General features: G+C 58.1%; 29 protein-coding genes and 3 pseudogenes. 12 read left to right on the forward strand and 20 right to left on the reverse strand.

Features of this window, described 5'->3' with window-relative positions:
* Nucleotides 1-71: 71 nt before the first annotated feature.
* The 8 genes from DV709_RS15660 to DV709_RS15690 all read right to left on the reverse strand — a co-directional run bounded on the left by DV709_RS15660 (nt 72) and on the right by DV709_RS15690 (nt 6367).
* Nucleotides 72-1136, reverse strand: coding sequence for an aminotransferase class V-fold PLP-dependent enzyme (locus DV709_RS15660; RefSeq protein ID WP_232819783.1), 1065 nt, complete (start codon nt 1134-1136; stop codon nt 72-74).
* A gap of 355 nt (nt 1137-1491) precedes the next feature.
* Nucleotides 1492-1845, reverse strand: a complete 354-nt coding sequence (gene trxA / locus DV709_RS15665) for a thioredoxin (protein ID WP_117595392.1) — start codon at nt 1843-1845, stop codon at nt 1492-1494.
* A gap of 198 nt (nt 1846-2043) precedes the next feature.
* Nucleotides 2044-2445, reverse strand: a complete 402-nt coding sequence (locus DV709_RS15670) for a helix-turn-helix domain-containing protein (protein ID WP_117595393.1) — start codon at nt 2443-2445, stop codon at nt 2044-2046.
* A gap of 146 nt (nt 2446-2591) precedes the next feature.
* Nucleotides 2592-3638, reverse strand: coding sequence for a sulfite exporter TauE/SafE family protein (locus DV709_RS15675; RefSeq protein WP_269801705.1), 1047 nt, complete (start codon nt 3636-3638; stop codon nt 2592-2594).
* Entirely contained in the window at nt 3638-3772 is a 135-nt protein-coding gene (locus DV709_RS18110; RefSeq protein WP_449272245.1) for a DUF7512 family protein, read from the reverse strand. The genes DV709_RS15675 and DV709_RS18110 overlap by 1 nt, the downstream gene beginning before the upstream one ends.
* 456 nt (nt 3773-4228) lie before the next feature.
* Entirely contained in the window at nt 4229-4693 is a 465-nt protein-coding gene (locus DV709_RS15680; RefSeq protein ID WP_117595394.1) for a YeeE/YedE family protein, read from the reverse strand.
* Nucleotides 4690-5184 (reverse strand): YeeE/YedE family protein, encoded by a 495-nt coding sequence (locus DV709_RS15685; RefSeq protein WP_117595395.1) that lies wholly within the window; start codon nt 5182-5184, stop codon nt 4690-4692. The genes DV709_RS15680 and DV709_RS15685 overlap by 4 nt, the downstream gene beginning before the upstream one ends.
* Nucleotide 5185: 1 nt before the next feature.
* Nucleotides 5186-6367 carry an MBL fold metallo-hydrolase gene (locus tag DV709_RS15690; RefSeq protein WP_117595396.1) on the reverse strand — a complete coding sequence of 394 codons (1182 nt, stop codon included), beginning with the start codon at nt 6365-6367 and terminating at the stop codon, nt 5186-5188.
* 204 nt (nt 6368-6571) lie between these two features.
* On the opposite strand from DV709_RS15690, the gene DV709_RS15695 reads away from it, so the two are divergent.
* The 3 genes from DV709_RS15695 (at nt 6572) to DV709_RS15705 (ending at nt 8006) form a co-directional block, all read left to right on the forward strand.
* Nucleotides 6572-6814 (forward strand): sulfurtransferase TusA family protein, encoded by a 243-nt coding sequence (locus tag DV709_RS15695; RefSeq protein ID WP_117595397.1) that lies wholly within the window; start codon nt 6572-6574, stop codon nt 6812-6814.
* Nucleotides 6815-6817: 3 nt separating this feature from the next.
* A complete protein-coding gene (locus DV709_RS15700; RefSeq protein ID WP_117595398.1) occupies nt 6818-7408 on the forward strand; it encodes a DsrE/DsrF/DrsH-like family protein in 591 nt (196 codons plus the stop codon).
* 400 nt (nt 7409-7808) lie between these two features.
* Nucleotides 7809-8006 carry a cold-shock protein gene (locus DV709_RS15705; RefSeq protein ID WP_117595399.1) on the forward strand — a complete coding sequence of 66 codons (198 nt, stop codon included), beginning with the start codon at nt 7809-7811 and terminating at the stop codon, nt 8004-8006.
* A 383-nt stretch (nt 8007-8389) separates the two neighbouring features.
* On the opposite strand, the gene DV709_RS15710 is transcribed toward DV709_RS15705, so the two are convergent.
* Nucleotides 8390-9190, reverse strand: coding sequence for a hypothetical protein (locus DV709_RS15710; RefSeq protein WP_117595400.1), 801 nt, complete (start codon nt 9188-9190; stop codon nt 8390-8392).
* A gap of 115 nt (nt 9191-9305) precedes the next feature.
* On the opposite strand from DV709_RS15710, the gene DV709_RS15715 reads away from it, so the two are divergent.
* The 4 genes from DV709_RS15715 to DV709_RS15730 all read left to right on the forward strand — a co-directional run bounded on the left by DV709_RS15715 (nt 9306) and on the right by DV709_RS15730 (nt 12252).
* The gene (locus tag DV709_RS15715) at nt 9306-9782 is read left to right on the forward strand and encodes an ArsR family transcriptional regulator (protein WP_117595401.1); all 477 of its coding nucleotides are present in this window, start codon (nt 9306-9308) and stop codon (nt 9780-9782) included.
* A 367-nt stretch (nt 9783-10149) separates the two neighbouring features.
* Entirely contained in the window at nt 10150-10671 is a 522-nt protein-coding gene (locus DV709_RS15720; RefSeq protein WP_117595402.1) for an Lrp/AsnC family transcriptional regulator, read from the forward strand.
* Between the two features lie 162 nt (nt 10672-10833).
* Complete coding sequence (locus DV709_RS15725; RefSeq protein ID WP_117595403.1) at nt 10834-11190, forward strand: DUF7344 domain-containing protein; 357 nt, start codon at nt 10834-10836, stop codon at nt 11188-11190.
* Between the two features lie 243 nt (nt 11191-11433).
* A complete protein-coding gene (locus DV709_RS15730; RefSeq protein WP_117595404.1) occupies nt 11434-12252 on the forward strand; it encodes a TrmB family transcriptional regulator in 819 nt (272 codons plus the stop codon).
* Between the two features lie 647 nt (nt 12253-12899).
* Here DV709_RS15730 and DV709_RS15740 read toward each other — a convergent pair.
* From DV709_RS15740 to DV709_RS15750, 3 genes are all read right to left on the reverse strand, one after another.
* On the reverse strand, nt 12900-13085 hold the full coding sequence (locus DV709_RS15740; RefSeq protein WP_117595406.1) for a hypothetical protein: 186 nt from the start codon (nt 13083-13085) through the stop codon (nt 12900-12902).
* Nucleotides 13082-13330 (reverse strand): HalOD1 output domain-containing protein, encoded by a 249-nt coding sequence (locus tag DV709_RS15745; RefSeq protein ID WP_198665748.1) that lies wholly within the window; start codon nt 13328-13330, stop codon nt 13082-13084. Before DV709_RS15745 ends, DV709_RS15740 begins: the two co-directional genes overlap by 4 nt.
* Before the next feature lie 184 nt (nt 13331-13514).
* Nucleotides 13515-14159 carry a helix-turn-helix domain-containing protein gene (locus DV709_RS15750; protein WP_117595408.1) on the reverse strand — a complete coding sequence of 215 codons (645 nt, stop codon included), beginning with the start codon at nt 14157-14159 and terminating at the stop codon, nt 13515-13517.
* A gap of 191 nt (nt 14160-14350) precedes the next feature.
* On the opposite strand from DV709_RS15750, the gene DV709_RS15755 reads away from it, so the two are divergent.
* The 3 genes from DV709_RS15755 to DV709_RS15765 all read left to right on the forward strand — a co-directional run bounded on the left by DV709_RS15755 (nt 14351) and on the right by DV709_RS15765 (nt 16888).
* The gene (locus DV709_RS15755; protein ID WP_117595409.1) at nt 14351-15016 is read left to right on the forward strand and encodes a helix-turn-helix domain-containing protein; all 666 of its coding nucleotides are present in this window, start codon (nt 14351-14353) and stop codon (nt 15014-15016) included.
* Between the two features lie 58 nt (nt 15017-15074).
* Nucleotides 15075-15482 (forward strand): DUF7344 domain-containing protein, encoded by a 408-nt coding sequence (locus tag DV709_RS18115; protein WP_198665749.1) that lies wholly within the window; start codon nt 15075-15077, stop codon nt 15480-15482.
* Nucleotides 15483-15679: 197 nt separating this feature from the next.
* Entirely contained in the window at nt 15680-16888 is a 1209-nt protein-coding gene (locus tag DV709_RS15765) for a CBS domain-containing protein (protein ID WP_117595410.1), read from the forward strand.
* A gap of 43 nt (nt 16889-16931) precedes the next feature.
* On the opposite strand, the gene DV709_RS15770 is transcribed toward DV709_RS15765, so the two are convergent.
* The 3 genes from DV709_RS15770 to DV709_RS18230 all read right to left on the reverse strand — a co-directional run bounded on the left by DV709_RS15770 (nt 16932) and on the right by DV709_RS18230 (nt 17931).
* Nucleotides 16932-17264, reverse strand: a complete 333-nt coding sequence (locus DV709_RS15770) for a DUF5789 family protein (RefSeq protein WP_117595411.1) — start codon at nt 17262-17264, stop codon at nt 16932-16934.
* 145 nt (nt 17265-17409) lie between these two features.
* Nucleotides 17410-17544: a hypothetical protein gene (locus tag DV709_RS18225; protein WP_232819771.1), complete on the reverse strand. Its 135-nt coding sequence runs from the start codon at nt 17542-17544 to the stop codon at nt 17410-17412.
* A gap of 90 nt (nt 17545-17634) precedes the next feature.
* Complete coding sequence (locus DV709_RS18230) at nt 17635-17931, reverse strand: hypothetical protein (protein WP_232819772.1); 297 nt, start codon at nt 17929-17931, stop codon at nt 17635-17637.
* A 494-nt stretch (nt 17932-18425) separates the two neighbouring features.
* Between DV709_RS18230 and DV709_RS15780 the strand changes: the two genes are divergently transcribed.
* A complete protein-coding gene (locus DV709_RS15780; RefSeq protein WP_198665750.1) occupies nt 18426-19466 on the forward strand; it encodes an AI-2E family transporter in 1041 nt (346 codons plus the stop codon).
* A gap of 124 nt (nt 19467-19590) precedes the next feature.
* On the opposite strand, the pseudogene DV709_RS15785 reads toward DV709_RS15780, so the two are convergent.
* Both DV709_RS15785 and DV709_RS15790 read right to left on the reverse strand, forming a co-directional pair.
* Nucleotides 19591-20475 (reverse strand): annotated as a pseudogene (locus DV709_RS15785) (biosurfactant protein 1).
* A 107-nt stretch (nt 20476-20582) separates the two neighbouring features.
* Nucleotides 20583-21728, reverse strand: a complete 1146-nt coding sequence (locus tag DV709_RS15790) for a Fic family protein (protein WP_117595412.1) — start codon at nt 21726-21728, stop codon at nt 20583-20585.
* A 353-nt stretch (nt 21729-22081) separates the two neighbouring features.
* On the opposite strand from DV709_RS15790, the pseudogene DV709_RS18345 reads away from it, so the two are divergent.
* Nucleotides 22082-22184: pseudogene (locus DV709_RS18345) on the forward strand (transcriptional regulator TrmB); the annotation flags it as partial.
* Between the two features lie 135 nt (nt 22185-22319).
* On the opposite strand, the gene DV709_RS15795 reads toward DV709_RS18345, so the two are convergent.
* From DV709_RS15795 to DV709_RS18430, 3 genes and pseudogenes are all read right to left on the reverse strand, one after another.
* Nucleotides 22320-22505 (reverse strand): hypothetical protein, encoded by a 186-nt coding sequence (locus tag DV709_RS15795; RefSeq protein ID WP_117595413.1) that lies wholly within the window; start codon nt 22503-22505, stop codon nt 22320-22322.
* A gap of 18 nt (nt 22506-22523) precedes the next feature.
* Complete coding sequence (locus tag DV709_RS15800; protein WP_117595414.1) at nt 22524-22922, reverse strand: type II toxin-antitoxin system death-on-curing family toxin; 399 nt, start codon at nt 22920-22922, stop codon at nt 22524-22526.
* A 62-nt stretch (nt 22923-22984) separates the two neighbouring features.
* Nucleotides 22985-23095: pseudogene (locus tag DV709_RS18430) on the reverse strand (DUF7342 family protein); the annotation flags it as partial.
* Nucleotides 23096-24260 lie beyond the last annotated feature (1165 nt).

The following is a 24260-nucleotide window of genomic DNA, read 5'->3' on the forward strand; positions in this document are numbered from 1 at the left end:
GGTGGCATTCTGCACAAAACAGGAAGTTTGATTTCAGCCCGGATCTCTGTTCGTCCGCGTCCGACCCGCCGTCAGTTCCACTCGGAGTCGAGGGCTTCGGCGAGCGAGTCGACCTCCTGTGCCGTGTTCACGGCGTGGATCGACGCGCGGACCGCGCTCGGCTCGGACAGCGATCTGATCACGACGTTCTCGTCCGCGAGGCGCTCGACTGTTGCCGCCGGATTGTCGACGTCGACAGTCACCAACCCCGACTCCGGCGTCGCCGGACTACGGAGTCTGTCGGCGGGCACGGATTCGACGAATCTCTCGACGAGCCGCCGAATCCGGTCTCGGACCTCGTCGACGCCGACCTCGTCGATCAGATCGACAGCCTCCCGGAGGGCGACGTGGGGGACGGGGTTCGCCGAGCCGACCTCGAAGCGACGTGCGCCCGGCGCGTACTCGTAGGGGTCCGCGCTCGGCGCTTCGACGCTCCGGTACCCGACTGTCCGGGGGGCGAGACTCTCGGCCGCATCCCGGTCGACGTAGAGGAACCCGCTGCCCCACAGCCCCAGCAGCCACTTGTGTCCGGCCGCTGCGACGGCGTCGGCGCCCCACTCACCGACGTCCATCGGTAACTGACCCGGCACCTGCACGGCGTCGACGAGTGCGAACGCGTTCGCGTCGTGGGTGGCTTCCACCAGCTCCGCCACGGGCAGCCGTGTCCCGTGGGTCCACGTCACGGCGCTGAAGCAGGCGAGCTTCGCGTCGGCGACGGCCTCGGCGAACGCGTCCACGTCGATTCGCCCCGCCTCCGTCTCGACGACGCGAACCTCGACGCCGTCTCGCTCCAGCCGCTGCCAGGGGAGTCGCCCCGCCGGGTGTTCGAGGTCGGTCCGGACGACGACGTCACCGGGCTCCCAGTCGATGGCGTTCGAGATAGCGTTGATTCCGGCGGTGGTACTCTCGGTGAGCGCGATCTCGTCGGGGTCGGCGCCGACGAAGGCGGCGAGTCGCTCGCGGGTACGGTCGTACTCGTCGAAGGCCGCCTCGTAAGGGTCGCTTTCCACCGGGACCTCGTACTCGTGAGATCGGACGAATTCGTCGGCCGCGTCGACGACACGGCGCGGACTGGGTCCGTGCGCACCGAAGTTCATGTAGGTTCCTTCCTGCAGCGCCGGTACGTCGGCCCGGAGTTCGGACACACCCGTCGTCCCGGCATCGGCGGTCTCCGCGTCTGCTGCGCGATCTCTGTGGGTCATCGTCCGACGATAAGCGCCACACGTGTTAATAGTATGGTGCTAAAATACCAACACTGCTATCGGCGCGACCGACTGCCGTCAGCGGCGGGCGAAGCAGCGGTCGTCAGAGCTGCCGCCCGTGAACGGCCGACGTCGCGGCAGTCGACTCGACTACTTCTCGACGTCGAATCGGCACGCGCCGCGCATCCGGCCGCCGAGAGTCGGCAACGCCGGGTCCAGCGACGACGAGGTCTCGGGTTTCGTCGCTTATCTATTCGGTGTAGCTCTCGATCAGTTCCCGTAGCTGGTCGGCACCGCGTACCCCGACCACCTTTTCGACCGGTTCACCGTCTGCGAACAGGACGAGCGTCGGAACGCCCCTGACGCCGTACGCCCCGGCGAGCTGCTGGTTAGCGTCGACGTCGACTTTCGCGACGGTGGCGTCGGTGTCGGCGGCCAACGTCTCGACGATGGGGTCGAGCATCTGACACGGTCCGCACCAGTCGGCGTAGAAGTCCGCGAGGACGACGCCGCCGCCGGCGACGAGGTCGTTCAGTTCGGCCTGTCCGTCGACGTAGACCGGTTCGTTGCGAGTGCCCGTTTCGGAGGTGGACTCTGCTGTCATCACTCGTCGTTACGAGACGGTAGATGTTAAGAGTTTTGGAAATACTCCACAATACTGTGGCTGGCGAACGGACGACCACCTGTATCAGTTCTGTCGAAGGCGAATCGAGGGGTTAGGGGAAGGCGAAAGAGGGCGAAAGAGGGCGAAAGAGGGTGAGAGCAGACGAGAGAACGGGGGCCAACCCGCCGAGAGCGCCGCTCAGCCTTCGACGGAGACCGTCGTGTCGGTCTCTTCGTACTTCGTCTCGAACTCCTGGATGAGCTGACCCATCTTGGCGTACCAGTCGTTGAGCATCCGCTGCATCTCCCTCGAAATCTCCGTGGACTCCGTCGGCGAGTAGACGTGGTAGTAGCCACCCTGTTCGTAGTTGACCTGCTCCTTCTGGATGAAGCCGGCCTGCAACAGGCGTTGGACCGCGCGGTAGGCCGTCGAGCGCTCGCGCTCGATCTCCGCGGCAATCTCGTCCACCGTGAGCGGATCCGTCGACCGAACCAGAGTCTGGAAGCAGTCCTTGTCGAGCTGTTTGAGGCCGTGGAAGCACTCGAGCAGACCCTCGCACTCCATGTCCCGTCGGAGTTGTTCTGACATCGAATCTGGCATCGTTATCACCCTAGGTAGACGACGGACCGGTAAAAGGGTTGTGTATATGACGTACAATTCTGCGCTCGTCAGTTTCACGAGTCAGAAAGTGCCGCGGGAAAACGAACGTCCACGGTGACGGCCGACCGACGCGTTCGGTCGGGCGGTTAGTCGCTGCTCGATACCGTCGGTCCAGCCTCTTCTTCGCGGAGGTTCTTGATGCTCGAGTACACGACGGCTCCGCTGACCAGGAGCGCCGAGAGTATGATCAGGGCGAAGCTCGCGGTGTTGAGCACTTCCATGCCGAGGTAGCCGCTCAGCTGGCGGAACGCGACTGCGACCGCGCCACCGAGGAGCATCAGACCGAAGTAGATCTTGATCTCGCTCTCGTGGACGATGCTGGTCGCCGCGGAGCCGAGTCGAGCGCCCAGTGCGCTCCCGGCCAAAAGCGGTACTACGATGTCGAGTTTCACCCCGCCGGTCGAGGCGTACAGGTAGGTGCCGATACCGCCGGAGAACACGATCTCGAAGAGGTCGGTCCCGACGGCGATGGGAACCGGCACGCCGATGATGTAGAACAGCGCGGGCATGCGGATGAAGCCGCCGCCGACGCCGAGGAACCCCGAGAGCAGCCCGGTCACGAACGCCACCGCCAGGATGACCCACAGCGACACCTGCACGCCGCCGCGCAGGTTCAACATCGGCGGGATGTGGTACGACTGAATCTTCTTGGCGATGTCGGGGATGTCGTCGGCGTCGGCTTCGACGTCACCGTCGGCGTCGTGACTGACGCCGCCGTCAGTATCGTCGTTGCCGGTCAGTTCTTGATAGGTGAAGAACGCGCCGATACCGCCGAGCAGCACCACGTAGATGACGCTGATGAGCGCGTCGGCGCTCCCCTGTGCCTGTAAGCCGACGACCAGTTCCTTGCCGATTTCGAGACCGATGGTGGTCCCGATAATCATCGACACGCCGAGTTTGTAGTCGACCTGTCCGAGGTCACGGTGTTTGAGCGTCGCGATGACGGAGGTCCCGAACACGAACGCGAGACCGCTCCCGACGGCGACCGTCGGCTCGTAGCCCATCACGAGCAAGACGGGCGTCACGAGGAACGACCCGCCCATGCCGAAGAAGCCGAACAGGACGCCGATCATGAGTCCGAAGACGACGAACAGCGCGAGCAACGCCACGCTGATTCCGAAGACGTCCACGATTACTCCTCACCCGTGATGATGTCGGTTACGGCCGGGCCGACCGCCTTCTCCAGCGCGCCGTATCCTACGTAGAGGATGGCCGCTTCGACGAGCACTAAGCTCACGAGTCGGATTGATTCGAAGTTGACCGTCAGTGCACCTTCGGTCGCTACCACGGGCCGTCACGACCGTTACGGTCAGGCTTCGAGCGTCCCTGATTCGTTGGTATTGTATGCATCATGCTTTTCTGTTCAGTACCCTCTATCCGACGACCCCATTTAACACTTTTGAGAGTATTGTGCAATACACTCATTTCTAATCTATTCGATAACGTATCGATATCTCATAGACGACGATAGGCGGCGAGACGAGCGGCGAGAATCTCTTCGATAGGCGTCCGGTACTCGTGCGCGACATCTCGTCGTGCGGGTCGACGACCATCAGTTACGATTGAACCTTGCACAGAATTTCAAAATTAGTGGTATATCGGTTGGGAGCCGACAGGAGAATGTCTCTCTGGCTCGAAGCAACGTGCTAACAACCGGTCGCGAGTACGAGAATCGCTACCGCCGGTCCAGTGAGTACCTGAAAGGAACGTCCGAAAAACGAACTCAGTCGCTCGGGGCGACCGCCGCATCGGAGTCGGCCTGTCGAGACCGCCAGTAGCCCTGCGCGTAGGCGCCGAGGAACATCCCGCCGATGGCCCAGAGGATGGGGAGATTCCCGATGCCGACGCTGGCGTAGGCGGCACCCGGACAGATACCCGAGAGCCCCCACCCGACGCCGAAGATCGAACCGCCGACGACGACGTTGCGGTCGAACTCTTTGACGCGGCGAACGTACGAACTGCCGGTCAGCGGCGCGGTACGGTCGCTACGCGTCGCAATCGCGAACACGATGCCCGTCACGATGGCGGCACCGCCCATCACGAACAACAGCCCGAAATCCTCGAACTGGAGGAAGTCGAGCACGACTTCGGGTTTCGCCATCCCGCTGATGGCCAGACCGAATCCGAAGATGAGCCCGCCGACGTAGATTATCGGCAGGAACCACGGGCTGCGGCTCTCCGAGCTCACGGCGACACCCCCAGCGCCTGCACTAACTGCGCGGTACCGATAGCGACGGCGAGGAACGTCGCGACGTTGACGAACGACGTGTTCGACAGCGACCCGACGCCGCAGACGCCGTGGCCCGACGTACAGCCTTTCCCGAGGCGCGTCCCGACGCCGACGAGGAAGCCGCCGAAGAGCAGCCGCCACCACTGAACGTCGGTCGTCCACATACCCTCACCGGAGACGAGGACGTAGACGGCGGCGCCGCTGACGATGCCCGCAGTGAAGACGAGTCGCCATCCGCGCGACTGGACGTACTTGAAGCGGTTGAACCGCGGCACGTCCGAGACGTACGAGAGCGTCGATTCGAGGAACGTGCTCGCGCCCGCGATGATACCCGTCGAGAGGTAGATCGTCGCGGCTCCCAGCCCGACGAGCAATCCGCCGATGAGATACGGCAAGATCCCTCGCGGGAAGAAGTCGGCGAGCGCGAGCAGCGGAACGAGTTCGCTCATCTTAGTTGGTCATTGCCTCTTCGCTGGCGGCGCAGTTGTTCGGGCCGAGTTCCAGCTCGAACGCGGCCTTGTCATCGGGCGTTTCCTGGCCGAGGTTCGCGGCGATGATCTCCTCGTAGTTGGCCGGGCGCGGCGGCATGTCGGCGACGACGAACTCGACGAACTCGTCTTCGTCCATCGACAGCGCGGCCATCGTCTCCTTCAGTTCGCCGAGTTCGGCCGTGTACGTACCGTCTTCCTGGGCCGTCGCAGCGTCGCTGAAGTGCGCGGGCGCGATAATCGTCTCGTCGGGCAGCGGCAGCACCTTCTCGGTGAGGCTCTCGTAGAGCGTCTTCGCGGCCCGTTTCGCGGCTTCAGGATCTTCGAGGTCCGGACGGGCGACGCTCTCGGTGAAGAGGCCGTCGCCGGTGAACAGCACGTCGCCGACCCTGTAGGCGGTCATACCCGTCGTGTGGCCGGGCGTGTGGATAACTTCGATTTCGACGTTCCCGACCGCGAGCGTCTCGCCGTCGGTGACTCTCTCGAAGTCGATGTCGTAGTCGACACCGCGCTCGGCCGCGGCGGCGGGCAGTACAGCGGTCGCGTCCGTGTCGTCCGCGAGCGTGCGAATACCGGAGATGTGGTCGGCGTGTACGTGCGTGTCGATGGCGTAGGTGAGCTCCGCACCGAGGGTCCGCAGGTCCTGGACGTACTCGTTCGTGAACGCACGAAGCGGGTCGACGACCGCGGCCTCGCCGTCGGAGACGACGAGGTAGGCCAGACAGCCGCTGGAGGGACGGCGGTACTGGGCGATGGTCGCGTCGACATCGACGTCGAGTTCGGCGTACTCGTAGATACGCGCCCAACCGTTCATCCCGTCTTCGAGGTGATTGACGTCGTAGCCTTCCTCCTGGACGAACTCTGCGATCATCTCGCTGGAGCCGCCTTTCGCACAGAGCACGGTGATCGTGCGGTCGTCGGGAAGTTCCGCGAGGAGGTCTTCGGGAACCCCGTCGAGCAGCTCGAAGTAGGGGTAGTTCACGCTCTCGACGGTCTCACCGTCGATGCGCCACTCGTCGTAGTTGTCCTCCGAACGCACGTCGAGGAGGAATACGTCCTCGCCGTCGTCGATGCGCGCCTTCAGCTCGCTCGGGGTGACCGACTCGACCGATTCCTCGTCAATCGATGTGTTTTCGCTGGTCATCGTCGTTTCTCAGTATCGGTGGGCTACCAATAAATCTTTGCATAGTATTCCAACTACTCCACAATACTCTTCCCGCTGGAGGCCCTCGAGAACGACGAAAGAACGGATGAAATCTCATCACCGGTAGTGGTTGTGCCTGAGCAGAACACGACTACCAATATCCTTATTAGGACGCATCCAATATTGGGAAATGAAGTCAATATCATGACTCAGTACGAAGTTAGCGAAACGCTGGACGTGAAAGGACAGAACTGCCCGATGCCGGTAGTGAAGACGAAGCAGGCCGTCGACGGCCTCGGCGTCGGCGACGTACTCGAGGTCCTGGCGACGGACCCCGGGAGCACGAGCGACCTCGGCGGCTGGGCCGACACCACCGACGGCGTCGAGCTCCTCGACCAGCAGGAAAGCGACGACGTCTACAAACACTACGTGCGCAAGACGGAGTAATCGATGAGCACCGACGCAAACGAACCCGGGGACGCGACCGCGTCCACCGACTCGCTCGACCGCGAGGAACTGGAAACCCGCATCGAGGAACTCGAAGAGCGGCTGAGTTCCGTCGAGGCCGACTCCGGAGACGGGTCGAAGAAGATGTCGATCATCGCGACGAAAGGCACGCTCGACATGGCGTACCCGCCGCTCATCCTCGCGAGCACCGCCGCCGCCTTCGGCTACGAGGTGACAGTCTTCCACACGTTCTGGGGCCTGGATATCCTCCACGAGGAGCGCTCGAAGAACCTGAAACTGAGTGCCGTCGGCAACCCGAACATGCCGGTGCCGAATCTCGTCGGCTCGCTACCGGGGATGGACCGCGTGACGACGAAGATGATGAACAAGCAGATTCGGGACAACGACACGGCGACTATCGAGGAACTCATCGAGACGTCGCTCGACATGGGCGTGGAGTTCCAGGCGTGTCAGATGACCATCGACCTCATGGACTACGACGAGGACGACTTCTACGACGGCGTCACCACCGGCGTCGGCGCCGCCACAGCGATTCAAGACATGGCTGATGCCGACATCCAGTTGTTGGTCTGAGCCGCCCCTGAACAGCAATCACTCGGTCGCTCAGCCTCTCGAAGTGGCGCTCTCACGGGCCGCTCGCTCGTCGTCTCCCATCCCGATTAGTTCGTGGCTCGCTCGGATGCTGATACCGAGAAAGTTCGCGAAGATGCGTACGACGAGTTCGTGTACCGGGCACCGAATCGACGTGGCGACGTGAGCGTCGGGTACTGACAGACCTCCCTCGAACCGAGAAACGAGGATACTACGGAAGTTTTCGCTCGATGTGACGAATCAACACTATATCGGCGTATAACCAAATTTGTAGTCAAATATCCACTGACGCATCTTGTTGCGTGATATTCGTAGCGCAAATTTGTGTAATTAGAGACGAATGCCAAGACTTAACCGTGTGGCAGAATTTGATTTGGTTGCAATGGCAAACGGTAAAGTTGATTTCTTCAACGACACTGGCGGCTACGGTTTCATCTCGACGGACGACTCTGACGACGACGTGTTCTTCCACATGGAAGACGTTGGCGGCGAGGATCTGGCGGAAGGAACTGAGATCGAATTCGACATCGAACAGGCCCCGAAAGGCCCGCGCGCGACCAACGTCGTCCGCTCTAACTAACTTTCCACGCAGTCGCCACGCGGCGACACAGCGTACTTCCGTTTCTTTCGACGTCTCCCTCCGTCTGGAATGGCGATTGTATCCCCAATACGGTGAGGGAAGCGAACTCTCCCTCTCTCCGAGATGTCGAAGAAGGGGCCGAGCTGATGTAGCGCGCGCTCGTTTCGCGAACTTGAATGTCAGCACCGGGAGCAGACGGCGACGTCGACGAGACGGTTCGTATCCATTCGCCCACCAAAACGCGGAGGATCCTGGGGACGTCCGTCAGCGGTTCGCTGTCCGACTTCATCGCGCGGCTAACCACCGCCGAGGAACTCGCGAACATCGGCTTCGACGGAGGAGTCACGGCCGACGGTACCTGTCACAGGCGTCGCGATAGATGCTCAGGACTCATCGCGCTCCTCCCACTCCGGACGCGGTGTTGGCGACGGGAGCTCGGCAACTGCAGTTCGGAGCTCTTCCTCCGTCGTCCAGGGGAAGCACCGGTCGTGTAATTCGAATTTGCGGAGCTTGCTAAGGTGGACCCAACTGTACGCCGCTGGTTCTTCCACCTCGTCCGACCGCTCGTCGATTGCGTTCCAGACATCGTCTTCGGCGATGTCGATGCCGGTGGCTCGTGCGCGCTCGAGGAGCGAATCGATTTTGGATTCGGTTTCATCCTCCGTCAGATCGTCCGTAAACGCAATCTCGAGAGCAGCCTGAGTGACGTGGTGCTTCGACTCGAGGTTCGCGTCGGTAACCCACGAGTAGTCGCGCGGGAACACGTACGATTTCTCGAAATACGGCGGGTCGTCGATCTCGCCTAACTCCGGCGCTTCGCCGCCGCTTTCCTTCTCGAAGACAGCGACGATGTAGTCGCTGTACGTCGCCAACAAGGAGAACATGATATCGAACGTGTTGAGCCGCTCGGTCGGAAGTTCGACGAGATCACCCATACTGAACGGGTAGGCACCGAGTTGCTTCGTGAGTTCGTTCTGCACAGCGCGGAGTCGACGGATGTAGGGGTCGCGATAGCTGCCAAGGATGAAGTACGACGTCCGCTGACTCCAGAGATACGGCAACTCCCGTCGGACAAAGCGCCAAATTTCTCGCTTCTCCGCCGGTTCGAGTTCGAGGCCCCCAACGGCCTCGTTTACCACCGTCATAATGTCGGCAGCGTCTGGCGGTGGACTTGGATCGCTCATCGCTCACCGGTTCAAACTACGACGCCTTATCGCTTCTGAACCAGTTCGGGATTTTCGATGATAACCAGTTTGAATCACCCTAACTGTTATAGCGCCGCTGGACGTAGGGACGTATATGAGCGAGAGTCACAGCGGAACGGCCGATGCGGGGCCGTTCGCGGAGCAGCAGCGACTGTTCGAGCTGCTGTCTCAGGATACGCGCCACCTTATCATCCAGGAACTTCTCGGCCATCCCGCCCACCTCATGTCGCTCGCCGAACTCGAGTACATGACCGGAAAGAGCCAAGCAGCCATCAAAGACCAGCTTGAGACGCTGACCGAGGCCGGGCTCTTGGCACGCTATACGTACGAACCGAGCGAGGGGAAACGCGACCTCCCCTCGAAGTTCTACGGCTTCACGGAACGAGGTGTCGAAATTCTGCACAATTACAAGTATTTGCGCGGTCTCCCAGTCGCCCGCGCGCTCTACGAAAACACCCGTAAAACCGAAAAGATCGAACGCCACGAATCGGCACCGCGCCCGGAGCTGCCAGCAGCTGTTGTGGAGGCACTCGAGTTTGACGAGCCCGACCTCGACGCTGTTGATGGCTAAGGACTGCATTAGCTCGAGATTCAAAGGGGGGTCCTAGAGCGTGGCGAGGCGAACCAGCTACTACCCTGGTGGACTCATAAAGGGCGAGGCTGCCTCGGCTGTCCTCCGACCCCGAAAGCACCGCAGGCACGAGGCGCGCAGCGGCGTTCTCGTGAGCGAAGCGAACGAGGGCCAGCGAGACGAAGTCTCGCGTGGTCGCGGGATGCCGAGCGGCCGAGGGCTTTCTACAGAGAACGCAAGGCGAGTGCCTCGGGGCTTGACCCCGAGGCGGTTCACTGAGGCTTTCAACAGAGCCGACGGACTGCTTCAATCTTTGCCTGTGAAGGGCCCATACTGACTTTTCAGTCGTCCCGTCCAAGGACACGGTATGGACGACGTTCAAATCGACGATGTGGACCGGAGCATCCTGCACCAACTCCAACTTAACGCCCGCCAGACCGATACGGAGATCGCCGAGAAGGTGGATGTGACCTCCACGACGGTCCGGAATCGCCTCGACAAACTCGAAGACGGGGGTGTGATCCGAGGCTATCACCCCGAGATCAACTACGAGCAAGCGGGCTACCCCCTCCACGTCATGTTTGTCTGCACGGTCAACCCGAATAAGCTGGAAACAATGGCCGAACAGATTCTCGACGTTCGCGGTGTGGTGACCACCCGCGATTTGCTTGGGGGCGAACGGAATGTCCACATCGAGGTCGTCGCCGACACGGTCAGGGAAATCGAAGAGATCCGCAACGAACTGGCGGACTTGGGCTTGACAATCAACAGTTCTGAGATCATCTCCGAGACGCAGGTCCAATCATGGGACCACTTCTATCCACGGCCGGCCCCCGACGCGCGCCAGGACGACGACACCGACGATGGGTCGGTCACCGATCAAGGATAGCCGGGGACTCGCTTGAAAAATTCAAATCCATTCGCGTTTGTGTCTCACTCACCCACATTTCTGCTTCAATATATCCACCAATAACATGTTTAGGTTGTATTTTTCAATTATAACAATTTTATTATAAAAAGGAGTTATTCGTTAGTACGTCCTCACCACAGTATGGCCCAGTCAACCGAGGCGGTAACCAATACACTCAGCATATTGGTAGATCCCGTTCGTCGGTACGTCCTGTACTACCTCGACGAGCAGGAGACTTCAGTCTCCTTCGACCGCCTCGCCACTCGGGTTGCTGCCTGGCACACCGACAGCGACCCGGACGCCGTCGACGACGCCACCCTCACCGAGATACACACAGCCCTGTATCACGTTCATCTGCCCAAATTCTCCGAGGCAGGCTATATCGCGTGGGATACGGACTCCCGCACGATTCGGCGGGGGCCCAGCTTCGACGAGAACGCGTCGTTATTCCGGTTTGTGGCCGACCATGAAGACGTACTGCCCGCGGAAGGGCCGTAACCCATGAGCCGGCTCCACACATGGCTCTCCCGACTCAGTGGGCGCACACAGGCTGAGACACTGCCCACTCGCGACGATTCTGAGGACGAAGTCACCACGGCCCTGTTTTCGTGGCCTGTTTGCGAGAGGACGTACGTCAGCAAAGCGATGGACGCCTGCCCGAAGTGTGGAGAGTCAGTCACCAAAATCCCGTCCGAGCGTGAATTAGCCCTCTCAACCAGTCGGCAATGACAGGACAACTTAATGACGGCTGAGCAACGTAAAGCCGAGACGGTGAGTCTGTTGCAGGACCTCGGACTGAAGGAGTACGAGGCGCGGAGTTTCCTGGCATTGACCCAACTCTCGACGGGGACCGCCAAGGAAATCAGCAATATCTCGGAGGTTCCGCGAACCCGGGTGTACGACGCCGTCCGAGTGCTGGAGTCAAAGGGGCTGGTCGAAGTACAGCATTCGAACCCCCAGCAGTTTCGCGCGGTCAGTATCGAGGAGGCAACCGCGACCTTGCGGCAGCAGTACGACACGCGGATCGACACCCTCCAGTCACACCTCGAAGCGCTTGATCTCCAACCTAAGGTCGACGACAGCGACCGAATGCAGGAGGTATGGACACTGTCCGGCCACGACGGCATCGAGGCCCGGACACACACGCTGCTGGAGGACGCCGACTCGGAGATCGTCCTGCTGATCGTCGAGGAGGAACTTCTGACGGAGGCATTGTACGAGCGGCTCCACGACGCGGTCGACCGCGGCGTCGACGTGATCATCGGTGGTGAAACGGATGCGATCATCGACAAACTCGGTACAGAGATGCCATCCGTGAAGGTGTTCGAAACCGAACTGGACTGGCTTCTGGGACCGGCGAGCGACGACGAGATTGCCATCAGCCGCCTGCTGTTGGTCGACCGCACGACGTTACTGGTCAGTTCCTTCTACCCGGACGCCGACCACGACGACTCACACGAGCAGGCGATCTTCGCCAACGGCCTGGAGAACGGTATCGTTGTCCTCCTTCGCCGGATAATCTCCTCGGGTCTGCTCCCTGTGGCGACCCCGGCGAGGTAGCCGGTCAGCGGTTCCCGGGCCAGACTGCACGAACAGCGTGCTGACTACAGGCTCTCTAGTCAGCACGACCTCAGCGAACCGTCAGCGGTTGAGAATTCCAACAGAGCCGCTTTGATTGCATCCAATGAGAGTGTCACAAAAAGGCCCACAGGCAATTTATTTCAATCTGATTTGATTGGATCACCCGGTGAGTGGATGTGCGTACCGATCGCTGAGGCTTCTGCCAGTTCTGATAGTTGTTCAAGTAGTCGTGCAAGCCCAAAGCGCGCATTCAGCAGCAAATCGATTACAGGACCAGGTTACTCGTCATGACCGTCATCGATCTGTTCAAGAAACCGACGTACCTCGTCGAATTTCATTCCTCGCCGTACCTTGTCGTCGAACCTGTCGAACTCGACGAACCCTTCATCCGATAATTCGGGAAGTAGGACGTGATGGAGTTCGTAACAAATCGTGAGGTACTCCCCTGAGTTGAGAGTCTCTCCCTTACGAAGAATCGGGTCAGCAGACATCGAACTCTCGTCGAGGAGCGCACGTAATACTCGCCGCTGTTGCGCTGAGAGTACCCGTTTGATGCGATCTTGGTTACAGCGTTCGTCACTCACAGGTCAAGTAGTTGCTATCGATCCGGCCACGCTCGAAGTCGTTCACTCCGAATGCTCGTTCTTTTCGACTTCCGTGACGATCACGTCCCAGTCAGGATGCTCGACCCCATTCCGACATTCGAATCCGCCTTCCACATCGATTCCACTCTCGTATGCCCTGCGAAGGAGTGCTTTCAACTCCGCGTTCAATTCCTCCTTTGACGTAAGCGAGGCCTCTTCAGACGTCATCTTCCCTCGCCCCTTTCGTATTTCTCCGCTGTGAGCTCGTGTTCTGGTGTGATGGCGACCATACCGTAGCTGTGCACGGTTATCGCGTGCCCCTCGTGCGTGAACGTAACGTGGGTATCTCCGTTCGCCCCGTTGCGAACTCGGACGAGCGAATCTAACTCTTCGGGGTCAACAGTGGACTGGAGCGGGGTCAGATCAACCGGATCAGTGTCTCTTACATCTGCCAACGTTGCGATAACAGCCATACTTGCAGGTGTCTTCTCCTGATTGAACTGGGTGCGAACAGTCCCAGATTCCTGAGCGTACTCAACCGCTTCTACTCCAACCCCAGATATCGTTGTACCCATCTAGCCTGATTCTAGCCGTCTGAGTCGGTTCAACAGGGCTACTGATAATACAGCAGATTTAAAAGTCGGACCGTCCGAGCGGTCACGAAGAACTGCTGAGTGTCGCTCCAATGAGGCGTCGATGCCCGCGTCGAAGGCGTGACGAGAGCGATTGCTGGGTGATGCCGAGCTCGTCGGCGATCTCTTCGAGCGACGACTCGCGTGGGGAGTCGAAGTAGCCCCGTTCGTAGGCTAGTACCAGCGCCTCGCGTTGGGTCTCGGTCAACTCGTAGCCCTCTCCCTGGATCGGAAGCATGGCGTGGACGGCGGTGATCGATATCTGAATGTCGTTTTCCTGGCAGTACTCTCGAAACTCAGCGAGCGTCTCCTGACTCTCACCGCGTACCTCGAACCGCCATTCCTCTTTCGTTCCAATCCCGGAAAGCACGACGACGTTGGCCTTGGCAAGCGCACTCAGGATGCCGAAGTACTCTGACTCCCACTCGGCACGCATGAGATACTCGTCTTCGACGCTATCGACCACCCGAATGTTGCTCACGCCGGAATGTGCCTCGAACGCAGCTTCGATATCCTCCGTTTCTACATCGCGCACCCAGAAGTACGGGATAATCAGCGTCTCGTGTGGAATCAATCGCTCCAGTTCAACGGTCACACCCGGCAGGTTCTCGAACACACTTCCCAGCGGAAACTCCGCTACCGGACTCGTAAACTCCATCACAGTCGCCATGCGGAAGCCTTCGTCTGGCAGATGAATAACCGGCATGGGTGGTGTATCATGGCTTCGAGACGAGTCAACGCACCGTTGTTGGCCGGGATAGTGTATGCTGCAATCGGGGAGTCCGTTTGACACCCCGGAAGCCATGGTACACCATGCTATCTCCTTTTGTACGACCGGGCAATCTACTCGCACAAGCGAGCATGAGTGTAATAACGGAGATTCGCATCCCATCCGATGCTTTTGAACTCGGGCAAATCCTCAGTATAGAGGATGCGTCGGCAATCGAACTCGAAACGCTCGTCCCGAGTGGGGACGTCACCGTGCCGCTCTTCTGGGTCTACGAACCGATCGAAAACGGCTTTCTCGAGACCGTCGAATGCTACCCAACTGTCAACAGCGTGACAGAGGTGGACGTGTTCGACGACAGGACGCTAATCAGGCTCGACTGGGATGCGAGCCAAGACCACCTTTTTCAGTGCATTTTGGAACACGACGGGCAGATACTGGGTGCGACTGGATCGCCGGAAGGGTGGAATTTCGAGATACGGTTCTCAGACCGCGAGGCATTGAGTCAGTGCCAGGACTGCTGTGAGGCCGCGCACATCTCCCTGGAGTTATCCCGCATATATAATCCGACGGACCCTGAGGCCGGTCCGTGGTACGGCCTGAGTGAGCCCCAACGTGAAGCGTTGACGCTTGCCATTCGAAGGGGATACTACGACATTCCACGAGGGTGTACGACCGCAGAGTTAGCTGACGAACTCGGAATTTCCGATCAAGCAGTGACGGAGCGACTGCGTCGTGCCATTGGGACGTTCGGGAGGTACGCACTTCTCACGCCCGAGTCAGCAGCGGAAATAGACTGACTGTTTCCATTATGCACCATGGGACAGAGCCAGGCAGATGGGACTACGCTATGTGGGTATGGATGAGAGTCGAGAGCTGGGGACACGTGATATACTGTCAATTAATGAGGGTACCAGTTCTTCGGAGCGTGAGAGATCGATCTCCCCCGATACGATTCTGTCGGCAGTAGCGAACGAACACCGACGCGCCACCCTCAACGCATTGGACAACGCTTCTGAGAAGACACTGGAATATGATGTGCTCGTAGATCGCGTTGCAAATCGGGTTCGAGACGAACACGTGGACCGGGTGTCCGACGAACACCGACAACGCGTCCGGATTGTACTTCACCATACACATCTCCCGAAATTGGAAGAGGCCCAGATAATCGACTACGAGGCTGAAACGGGGCACGTCGAGTTTGTTGGTGGTGAATTGGAACGAGATCTCCTGACGCTGATTGGACCGTACGACGTCCGCGAGTGAGAGACGAGTGTGATTGACGATTCCAAATCCTTCCGAGACTGTGCGTTCAGTACACCCCCAAGAATGTGTCCAAAACACGGTTTCGAGCACTGTCCGGTCGATTATCACTCAATATGAACTCCGAACATCTTCACCTCTAGGATCTGGGGTGGAACAAAGATAACCGTCCAGCCCCCCTCCCACTAGAGAGTTACACCATGGATATCTCTGAGATTCTCTCGACGGAGTTCACTGAGTTTGACATCGGAACCCCGCTCTCGAAGGTCGCCGGGGCGTTCAAGAACCAGGAACTCGATGCCGTCGTCGTGACGGACGGCGACGAGTACCGCGGTGTCGTCAGCCGCCGACAGCTGGCGTCGTCGTCCAACCAGCCGTCGGCGAAGGTTGGCTCACAGGCACAGCACGTCCCGACGGTCGACCGCACCGAGGACGTTCGCGACGTTGCGCGGCTCATGATTGGTAGCGATGCCAAAACCCTCCCAGTACTCGATGACGACCGTGTTGTCGGTGTGGTGACCGGCGATGCTGTCCTCGAGGCAGTCCGTCCGTTTCTCGACGCCGCCACTGTCGAAGATGCCTACACGGCGGAGTTGGTCAGTGCGACCCCTGAAACCACGATCGGGAAATCGCTCAATATGCTTCGAGAAGCCGGTATCGCCCATCTCCCAGTCGTCGACGGGGACGACCTCGTGGGAATGCTGAGCCTGTACGACGTCATCGAGTTCACGACGCGGAGCGGAAATAAGAGCCAGGGTGGTTCCTCGAGCGGCTTCGGTAGCCGCGGTGGCGGGGGGCAGAACCGTGGGGGGTTCGGCGCGCGCGAGGGCGATGCCGACCGGATGCTCGACCTGCCGGTACGGAACCTGATGTCCGACGCAGTCGCGACGGTTGAGCGAAGCGCACCGCTCGACGAGGTCGTCGAGACGATGTTCGAGCGGGAAATCTCCTCGCTCGTCGTCACGGCCGACGACACCGACGAGCCGACCGGTATCATCACGAAAACGGACGTCATCGAGGCGCTCACCTGGGAGCGCGATGATCGGAACGCCGTGCAGGTGTTCGGGCTCGACCTGCTGGAGGGGATGGACTACGACGACGTCTCCGCGCTGATCGAGGGCATGACCTCGAAGTACGGTGAGATGAGCGTGATCAAGGCCAGCATCGAACTGCAGGAGCACAAGGAACAAAGTCGGGGTGTGCCGCTGGTACTGGCACGGATCAGACTAGTCACTGATCGCGGTTACTTCATGGCCGATGGGGAGGGCTACGGTGCCTCTCACGCCCTTCGACTTGCCGCGAACGCGGTCGAACGTCAGCTGCTTAAGGGGAAGACCTACGGCGACTCGAAGAAGCATCCCGACACTGACGAGCAGGCACAGCTCTATGGCTGGTGGCTTGGCGGGTAAACAGAGAGGAGACAGACAATAGTGGATACCGAGACGACAGTGGTTATCGATGTATTAGTCCCAGTATCCGACTTCTAACGTCGTCAGCGGAATCGTACGTTTGATTATCGGTTTGGGCAAGCACTTCTTCGAGGGATTCCGTCCCGCCTTGCGTTTCGATCTCGTAGTCACCATAGGCCTCGACCAATTTATCCGTCGTGGTTGGATACTCTTGGGCTTCAAGTACCTCATCAAGGTCACCAAGTCTTCCACCAGGGTCACCGCTCATCGCTCGGTCTTCACGGACGCGGTCGCGTACGTCCTCTCGCTTCCGCTCTGGCTGTTGTCGCTGGTCGTCGTCCATGTTCTCGTCTCGGCCTCGTTTGTCGTCTGGCATCCTTTGAACTAGACGCCCAATTCGGATAACTGTGTGGACGTTCGTCAGTATGAACTCCTCAGGGATATTGTTGAGTGGATGTCATCTTTCTCGAACCTACTCAGTATCCTCCATCTTCCGAGACGAACGACGATTCGTCACTTCGTCAGTTTTCGTCGCCTATCGTTCTTTGATAGTCTTCGAACCCCTCGTCAGTAAAGAACGTTACTCGTCCGTCCTCTTCACTGAGCGTGATCGCCGCAACCACTTCCTCGCGGGTCGCGGTTTCCAGCGCGCTCATGTGGCGGGTACCCATCCATCCCGCATAGGGAAGTTCGTCGATCCGTGTTCGTTCAGCCGTTGATAACTGGCTGACTCGGACCATCTCCTCCTAAATCGTCCCGTCGTTGTGGATGACGACTGCGCCGTCGCAGGAAAAGGCAACTTCTCGTGCTGCCTTAAGGAGTGCATCAGTTTTATCAAATACACTCGCACAGTCCTCGACTGGCCAGCGGTTCGCTCCCAGTGGGTCCACGAACCCGGCTACTGAATCACGCACGACGACGAAATAGAGGCCCGGTCCCCGGGCGTAGGGGTCGCCCCATCGTTCAAACCCATGACTGATTTCCTCGACGCAACCATCAATCCTGTCAAGCACCGCGGTAATGTCCGAGGATTCGTGTTCCAAAGCCGGTGTTCTCATACTCTCTACAAAATTGGTCATTTACCGGTGAGTAGGGCCCTCAGGTGGATAGTGTCCTCGAATTTTATAACGAGATGGATTTTGATCATTCGGGTGAAGAACTCACGAGTTTTGATCGCCTAGCCTTACCAGCCAATTGCTGGCGACTGATTACCGGGAGTCCACATCAAAGCCACCGAAAGACGCTTTGCGTCTTTCGAGGCCTCGGCAGAGCATCGCTCTGCCGGTGGCCCCACCCTCAAGGACCGAGGCGCGTAGTCGTTCGAGACGGCTTCGCCGTCTCGTGATGACGAGAGAGCGAAGCTCTCTCGGACCACGCCGAGGGAGTAGGGTGGGGTAGTTCATACGGGCGTACAACCCAGCTGGAAGCCACGCAAGCCCCGTCCTCACCCCGCCGTAGGCGGTTAGGACGGGTAATTGACAGATGGCCCGATTCTGCACACACACAAATAATGAATGAAGGGATCATTATATCATATATGACTGAACAGGAAGACCGTCAGCATTGGTTTTCGGAGCATCTTGTACTGTCGATTTTGGCGATAGTGAGCGGCGTTCTCGGCCTACTTTTCGTTTTCACACAGCTTCAGTATATCTTGCTCGCGATTGTCCTCGCATACGTTCTCGCACCCGTACAACGGAAACTCGAGCGCCACACGAGCGCAGTTACAGCTGCTCTCACCCTCATTTTACTTTCGGTATTTGTACTCTTCATCCCGGTCGCGTATCTTCTCACAATCGCAATTCAGCAGGGGCTGGGACTGCTAACCGCCCTCGAAGAAGGAGGACTCAGTCTGGACATCATTCAGGACCGAATCGAAACTATTGGCTATGTAATCGACTTCGATCTGTTGTATGCGACATATCAAGAGCCAATCGCTACCGGGTTGCAGCGTCTCGCAACCGGCGCGGTAACCGTCATCGGCGGTCTCCCTGGTGTGCTGATCGGACTCACCGTGACGGTCTTCGTACTCTTTGCGTTACTGCGAGATGGTGAACAGTTCGTCACATGGCTGCAGTCAATTGTCCCCCTCTCTGATCGTGTGGAGCGGGAACTTCTTAGAGAACTTGACGGCCTCATGTGGGCGTCCGTTATCGGGAACGTCGCCGTCGCGGGGGTCCAAGCGGTACTGCTCGGCATCGGATTGGCGCTCGTTGGTATGCCCGGAGTTGTGTTCTTGACCGTGGCCACATTTGTCCTCACGTTGCTCCCACTCGTTGGGGCATTCGGTGTCTGGCTTCCGGTTTCGGGCTATCTGCTCGCAATCGGCCGCCCCACTGCAGCGGTACTGCTTTTCGTCTACGGATCGGTGGTCAGCGCCTCGGACATCTATCTTCGCCCGGCGATTATCAACCGTAGCGGAGCAATCAACGTCGCGACCATCGTCGTGGGAATCTTCGGGGGAATCGTTCTGTTTGGGGCGATTGGTCTGTTCGTCGGTCCCGTCATACTCGGCGGCTCGAAGGTCGTCCTTGACCTGTTTGCCCAGGAGCGAGCGGACTCATCCGTCCGCCGATAGGGGATCGTTTTCGCCACAACGAGGCGGGTACACTGATTCCGCCCGGCAGAGTCCTACACCAGACTTAACCAACAAATCGGGTAATACATTTTATGCTGGTTAAGCTCTTGTTCAACAGAGTATCCTACTGAGGAGTTGGTCCGTGACAAGGTGACTGACACACCTGGCACTCCCACATTGGCTGGCCAGACCACTCGGCATCTGGAAGCGACTCGAACTCTTGGAACTGATGCTCAGTTGTTCGACCTCACTTGCGACATTCAAGCCGTGTTTTCGAGGGAACACTGGGTTGACGATTCTCGGAATGGTTGTCGTCGACGGAACGCTGGAGTGCAATCGCTGGCACCAACCAGATGTCGTTCTCGGCACTCTCAAGAAGGCCTGTAAGCCGACTTTCCTCACTAACGTCGTGCCCTCCCTCATCGTAGAGGAACGTCGTGTGTGTCCCTTCACGCCGCGACTGCGTTGACTCTGTCTGCCCCGTCCGTTCACGAGCGGCTGTGAGTAGCTGTTCACCGCTTTCAGAGGTGAATCGAACTGCTTCGGGGAGCGAGGGCCACTTGTCAGTCAGCTGTGCGGCGGGCTTTGTATCAAGGTCGTAGATTAGTTGGCAGTCGTCGACCGCTGGATCTCTGTCAGCCTTCGTGAGGAGCCTAGCCGCAGCAGCACCCTTCGCGATGGCGGCGTAGAACGTCGACGCCTCGACGAGTAGATGGATGACATGGAGGAGTATCCACTCCGTATCTGAGGTGGACCTCTCGTCGCTCGTTCCATCGAGATGGTTTGAGAGGCAGAACCGACACTTGGTACGGTTCGCAGGAATCGGCGCCCTGCACGAGGAACACTCGCTCCGTGTCGATCTCGTTCGATCTGGATACAATTCCGACCTCTCTCTTCGTTGTCCCTCTGCTCGCCCAGCGTTCCCCCGTCCAGAAAGTTTGTCGTCGGGAACGCGAGTCGCTTCACCAAGTGGTCGTAGTTCCTCTAAATCAGCGTAGTGGTCAGTCATCTCTTATGGATGGCTTCCTTCGTCATGGTATTTCAACTTCAAGGGGTGTGCAACTGATTCGACACCTGGAAAAATCCACAATCAGATTGAAACTGAGGCACTGCTGCCTACTCCAGAATGTCGAACACCTCGACTGCTTTGTACTCCTTCCCACGTTCTTTTCCGGTCACTTCCTCAATGAGGCCATCCGATTCGAGGTCGTCGACGACCTTGTAGGCAGTCCGACGTGAGATGTCGAGATACTCCACAAGGTCAGGCGCCGTAAAGTACGGATACTGGAGTAGCTGCCGAGCGAACGTGTCCGTATTCGTGCTGCCTGGGTACTCTTTCTCGTAGCGCTCTTGAAGATCGCGGAGTCGGTGAGTTCGGTCGTACGACGTCTCGGCTTGACTTCGGAGTCCTTCGAGGAAGAACGTGAGCCACTCGTCCCATGCACCGTCCTCACTCACCGCACGCATCCGCTCGACGTACTCGACTTTGTGCCGATTGAAGTATGCGCTCGGGTAGATATATGGACTTTCGAGGTACCCTTCGCTCGCCAGATACAGAATGATGAGTAACCGACCGAGTCGACCGTTCCCATCCGAGAAAGGATGAACCGTCTCAAAGAAATAGTGGATGATGCCGGCGTCGACGAGGGGATGGTACTGTCCACCCATCTGAATGTATGACTCAAGTGAGTGCATGAGTCTAGTGAGTCCCTCCGGAGTCGGCGGGACGAACGGACGCTGTCCTGGCTGTGGGCTCGTGAGATGAACCATATGGTCGCGGAAGTCACCGACGACGTCACCCTCGTTTCGGACATCCTCAAGCAGTACCGAATGGAGTTCTTTGATCAGCGAGAGCGTTATCGACGCTCCGCTCTCGACTTTCTCGAGGCCGTACGTGAGCGCCGTCTCGTAATTGAGGGCCTCTTTCAGATCTTTCTCGATTGTCGTGTCACCATCACCTGCAGGGTGCTTTGTGTGGTATGCTTCGACGTCTTGATACGCGACGTCTGCCCCTTCGATACGTGCTGACTCGACGGCCTCGATACGAATGAGAGAGGTGTAGAGAACTGCGGAGAAGTCGACTGTCGAGCTGATACCGTCGACACGACCGATTTGATACGCTGCATCGGCCACCAGATTGTGTGTCTGTTCGGAGAGTTCGAGCTTCGGCTCTACTGGGAGCGGCTCCGGTGAATAGTATGGGTTCGGATGATAGGGGACGTATTTTCCCGGTGCACTATCGGGAAGCTCTTTCGTGGGCATCTCGGTGATACCACTATCTGTCCCTGTTGGTATAGCTGTTTTTATATCAAGTATACGTAGAGACTATGCGACCTCTCTCGTGGAAGATCAAGTGCGAATAGTATACGTGCGAACGCTGGCACGAGCTCTATGTATAGTGAATATATGAATGGGTATACTAATACCGTGGAATTCAGGGCTACTGTGTTACAATAGCGCTGCTGTTGCACATTTACCGATACCCATTGAGATCTTCAGGTGTCTCCTCCAGTAGGCATCTCTCGATTGTTCTCAACACGTGCTAGGGCTAGAGTGTCTCTATATGTTGCTCTATTGCCGTGAGGATGGTGGAGTATACTTCGAGTGGATGGAGCGACGACGTCGTCGACGACCTCTGCACATATCTCGACACCAGCGGTGCCCAGCGGACGGCCCGACTTCCAGGAACTGGCTGAGGAGTACGAGGTGGCGCCATGAGGGCGCGATTCGATAGCGCATCGGCCAGCAGCTGGACAACCCACTTACCGTCTTCATGATTGGGGTGGGTCGATGGCGTTTCGCGGACTCAAAACAGGCGTCGATACCGACTGGAGTGCGACGAATTCGGATGGTTTACTCGTCTTCGAGTGCGGCGTAGATCTCTGCGTGGCGGCGTCCATCAAGTTTCCCCATCTCAAGGGCGATCTGGTGGCGTTCGGCGTCACTCTCGGCTGCCTGATACCGCTCGTATAGTCGGCGAACTTCTTTATCGACCGTCGCCGAGGAATCGGTGCTGGACGCCATCTCTGTTTCGAACATACTCTGTGTGTCCCTTTATCAGTTGCGACGAGCGCACGCTCGGAAGTAGACGACTGCTGTTTCGGTGTCGACAGCAGCTTCGTTGGTCGCAAAGCGGTGAAGTAAGGCGCGAATTTCGTCGCCGTAGTCGAACGTGTGTCCGTTCAGCATGTAAAAGACAACCACCGTTCGGAGCGCCGTTCGCTTGTTCCCGTCGACAAAGGGATGGTCTGCAACGAGAAGCCGCATCAGATGTACCGCTTTTTCATGCAGTGTCTGTGGAACCTCCCCAAAGTATCCTTTAGAGACGTACTGCACTGTAGACTCGATTGCATCCTCCGATCGAATGCCGGGTTCTGTGGCGTCGCCCTCGTCAACGATCTGCTCGTGGAAATCGAGAATGAGCCCGACCGAAGGATACGCGACGTCGTCAGTCACAATTGCGACTCTTCTGCGCTAGCCAATAGTCGTTTCTTCCTTGCAGCGTCGCTCGCCGTCTGTTATATTTCTTGGCGGCCGGTACTGGCGCGTTGCTGACGGGCACGTTCGTAGCGCGTTCGCTCCTCGAGGGCAGTCGCCCAATCGCCGAAATCACCGCATACGTCGTCGATTCGAGGACGCCATCATCATGCACTTCCCTCGAGGACAAAAGCGCGGTGTCGTGGTTTCACTCGAACCAGAAGCCGGACGAGACTTGAACCAATTTACCACTGAGTGTATTCGACTTATCGACGAGTGAATTCGGGATTCAAGCACGAATGATATTACACTAGACTGTCTCTCAAAAACAAATCAGTCAGATTATATTTCTGCAATCGATAGTAAGAGATGCAGTAGCGTGCTGCATCACCGAAATCGGGCGTCGTAGTGCTGACACACCCATTACGACGATCAGAGGCACCCCCGAGATTCCCCCTTTCAATATAGCTCTCTGGAAACTCTGCGCTGTACTGCTCAAAAGTGCCTGTAGAGCGTACAAGAGTGTCGGAAAGTACTACGACCTGTAGAGAGGTTTTGCAAAAGCCGCGTACGCGGTCCCGAGGCCACCTTTTGACTCATGCGCTGTGGATGGGTGCGTCAACCTCGGGGCCGCAGGCCTACTTCTACAACGCCACCCTATAAATCTACGGCTCTGTTAAAATCGTAAATCGGCGACAGGTTTCAGAAATCGTGCTGAATACAGAGCGCGTATCAGTCTTTGACTCGACCTCCCTGTGGTTACTTGAATCGCTCGAAGGTAGCACGCTCAAAATCGTCACTCCCACATTGACAACTTCCATCAGTCCCGATTGGACGGTGATTATCATTTTCCAGTTCTTCGGCTTGATAGAGAGTGCCGCATTCGACACATTTAGCGACGACATTAGATTCACTCTCTGATTTCGAATCTTCCTTCGGCATGTTCCTTATTGGAGTTCGGGGCTACGTTGGTTGCTTTCGGAACGTTACTCTGTCCGGGTGTTACTCACATCATTACACAACGAGAAGTAATTTTTCGACAGATAAATTTCAAATCCCCCTCGCAGGTAGTCCGGCGTTGAGAAGGCGAAACAAATGAGGCCTTCAAGATGGATGCAACCTCTCTATTCAGCACGCGTCTTCTGCTCTCGGCTGAGGGTTTCAACAGAGCCAAATCTACTTTCTCGACTACCACGACAAAATGTATATAGTTTCTTTGCTGAGTTGCACTCCGCTGCAATTGATTCGGTGGTATGACATATCTGGCATTTGTTCTTCCAATTGCAGTGATGGAGCCACTGAACGACCGGCCCTCCA

This window comes from Haloprofundus halophilus (assembly GCF_003439925.1).
Classification (GTDB): Archaea; Halobacteriota; Halobacteria; order Halobacteriales; family Haloferacaceae; genus Haloprofundus; species Haloprofundus halophilus.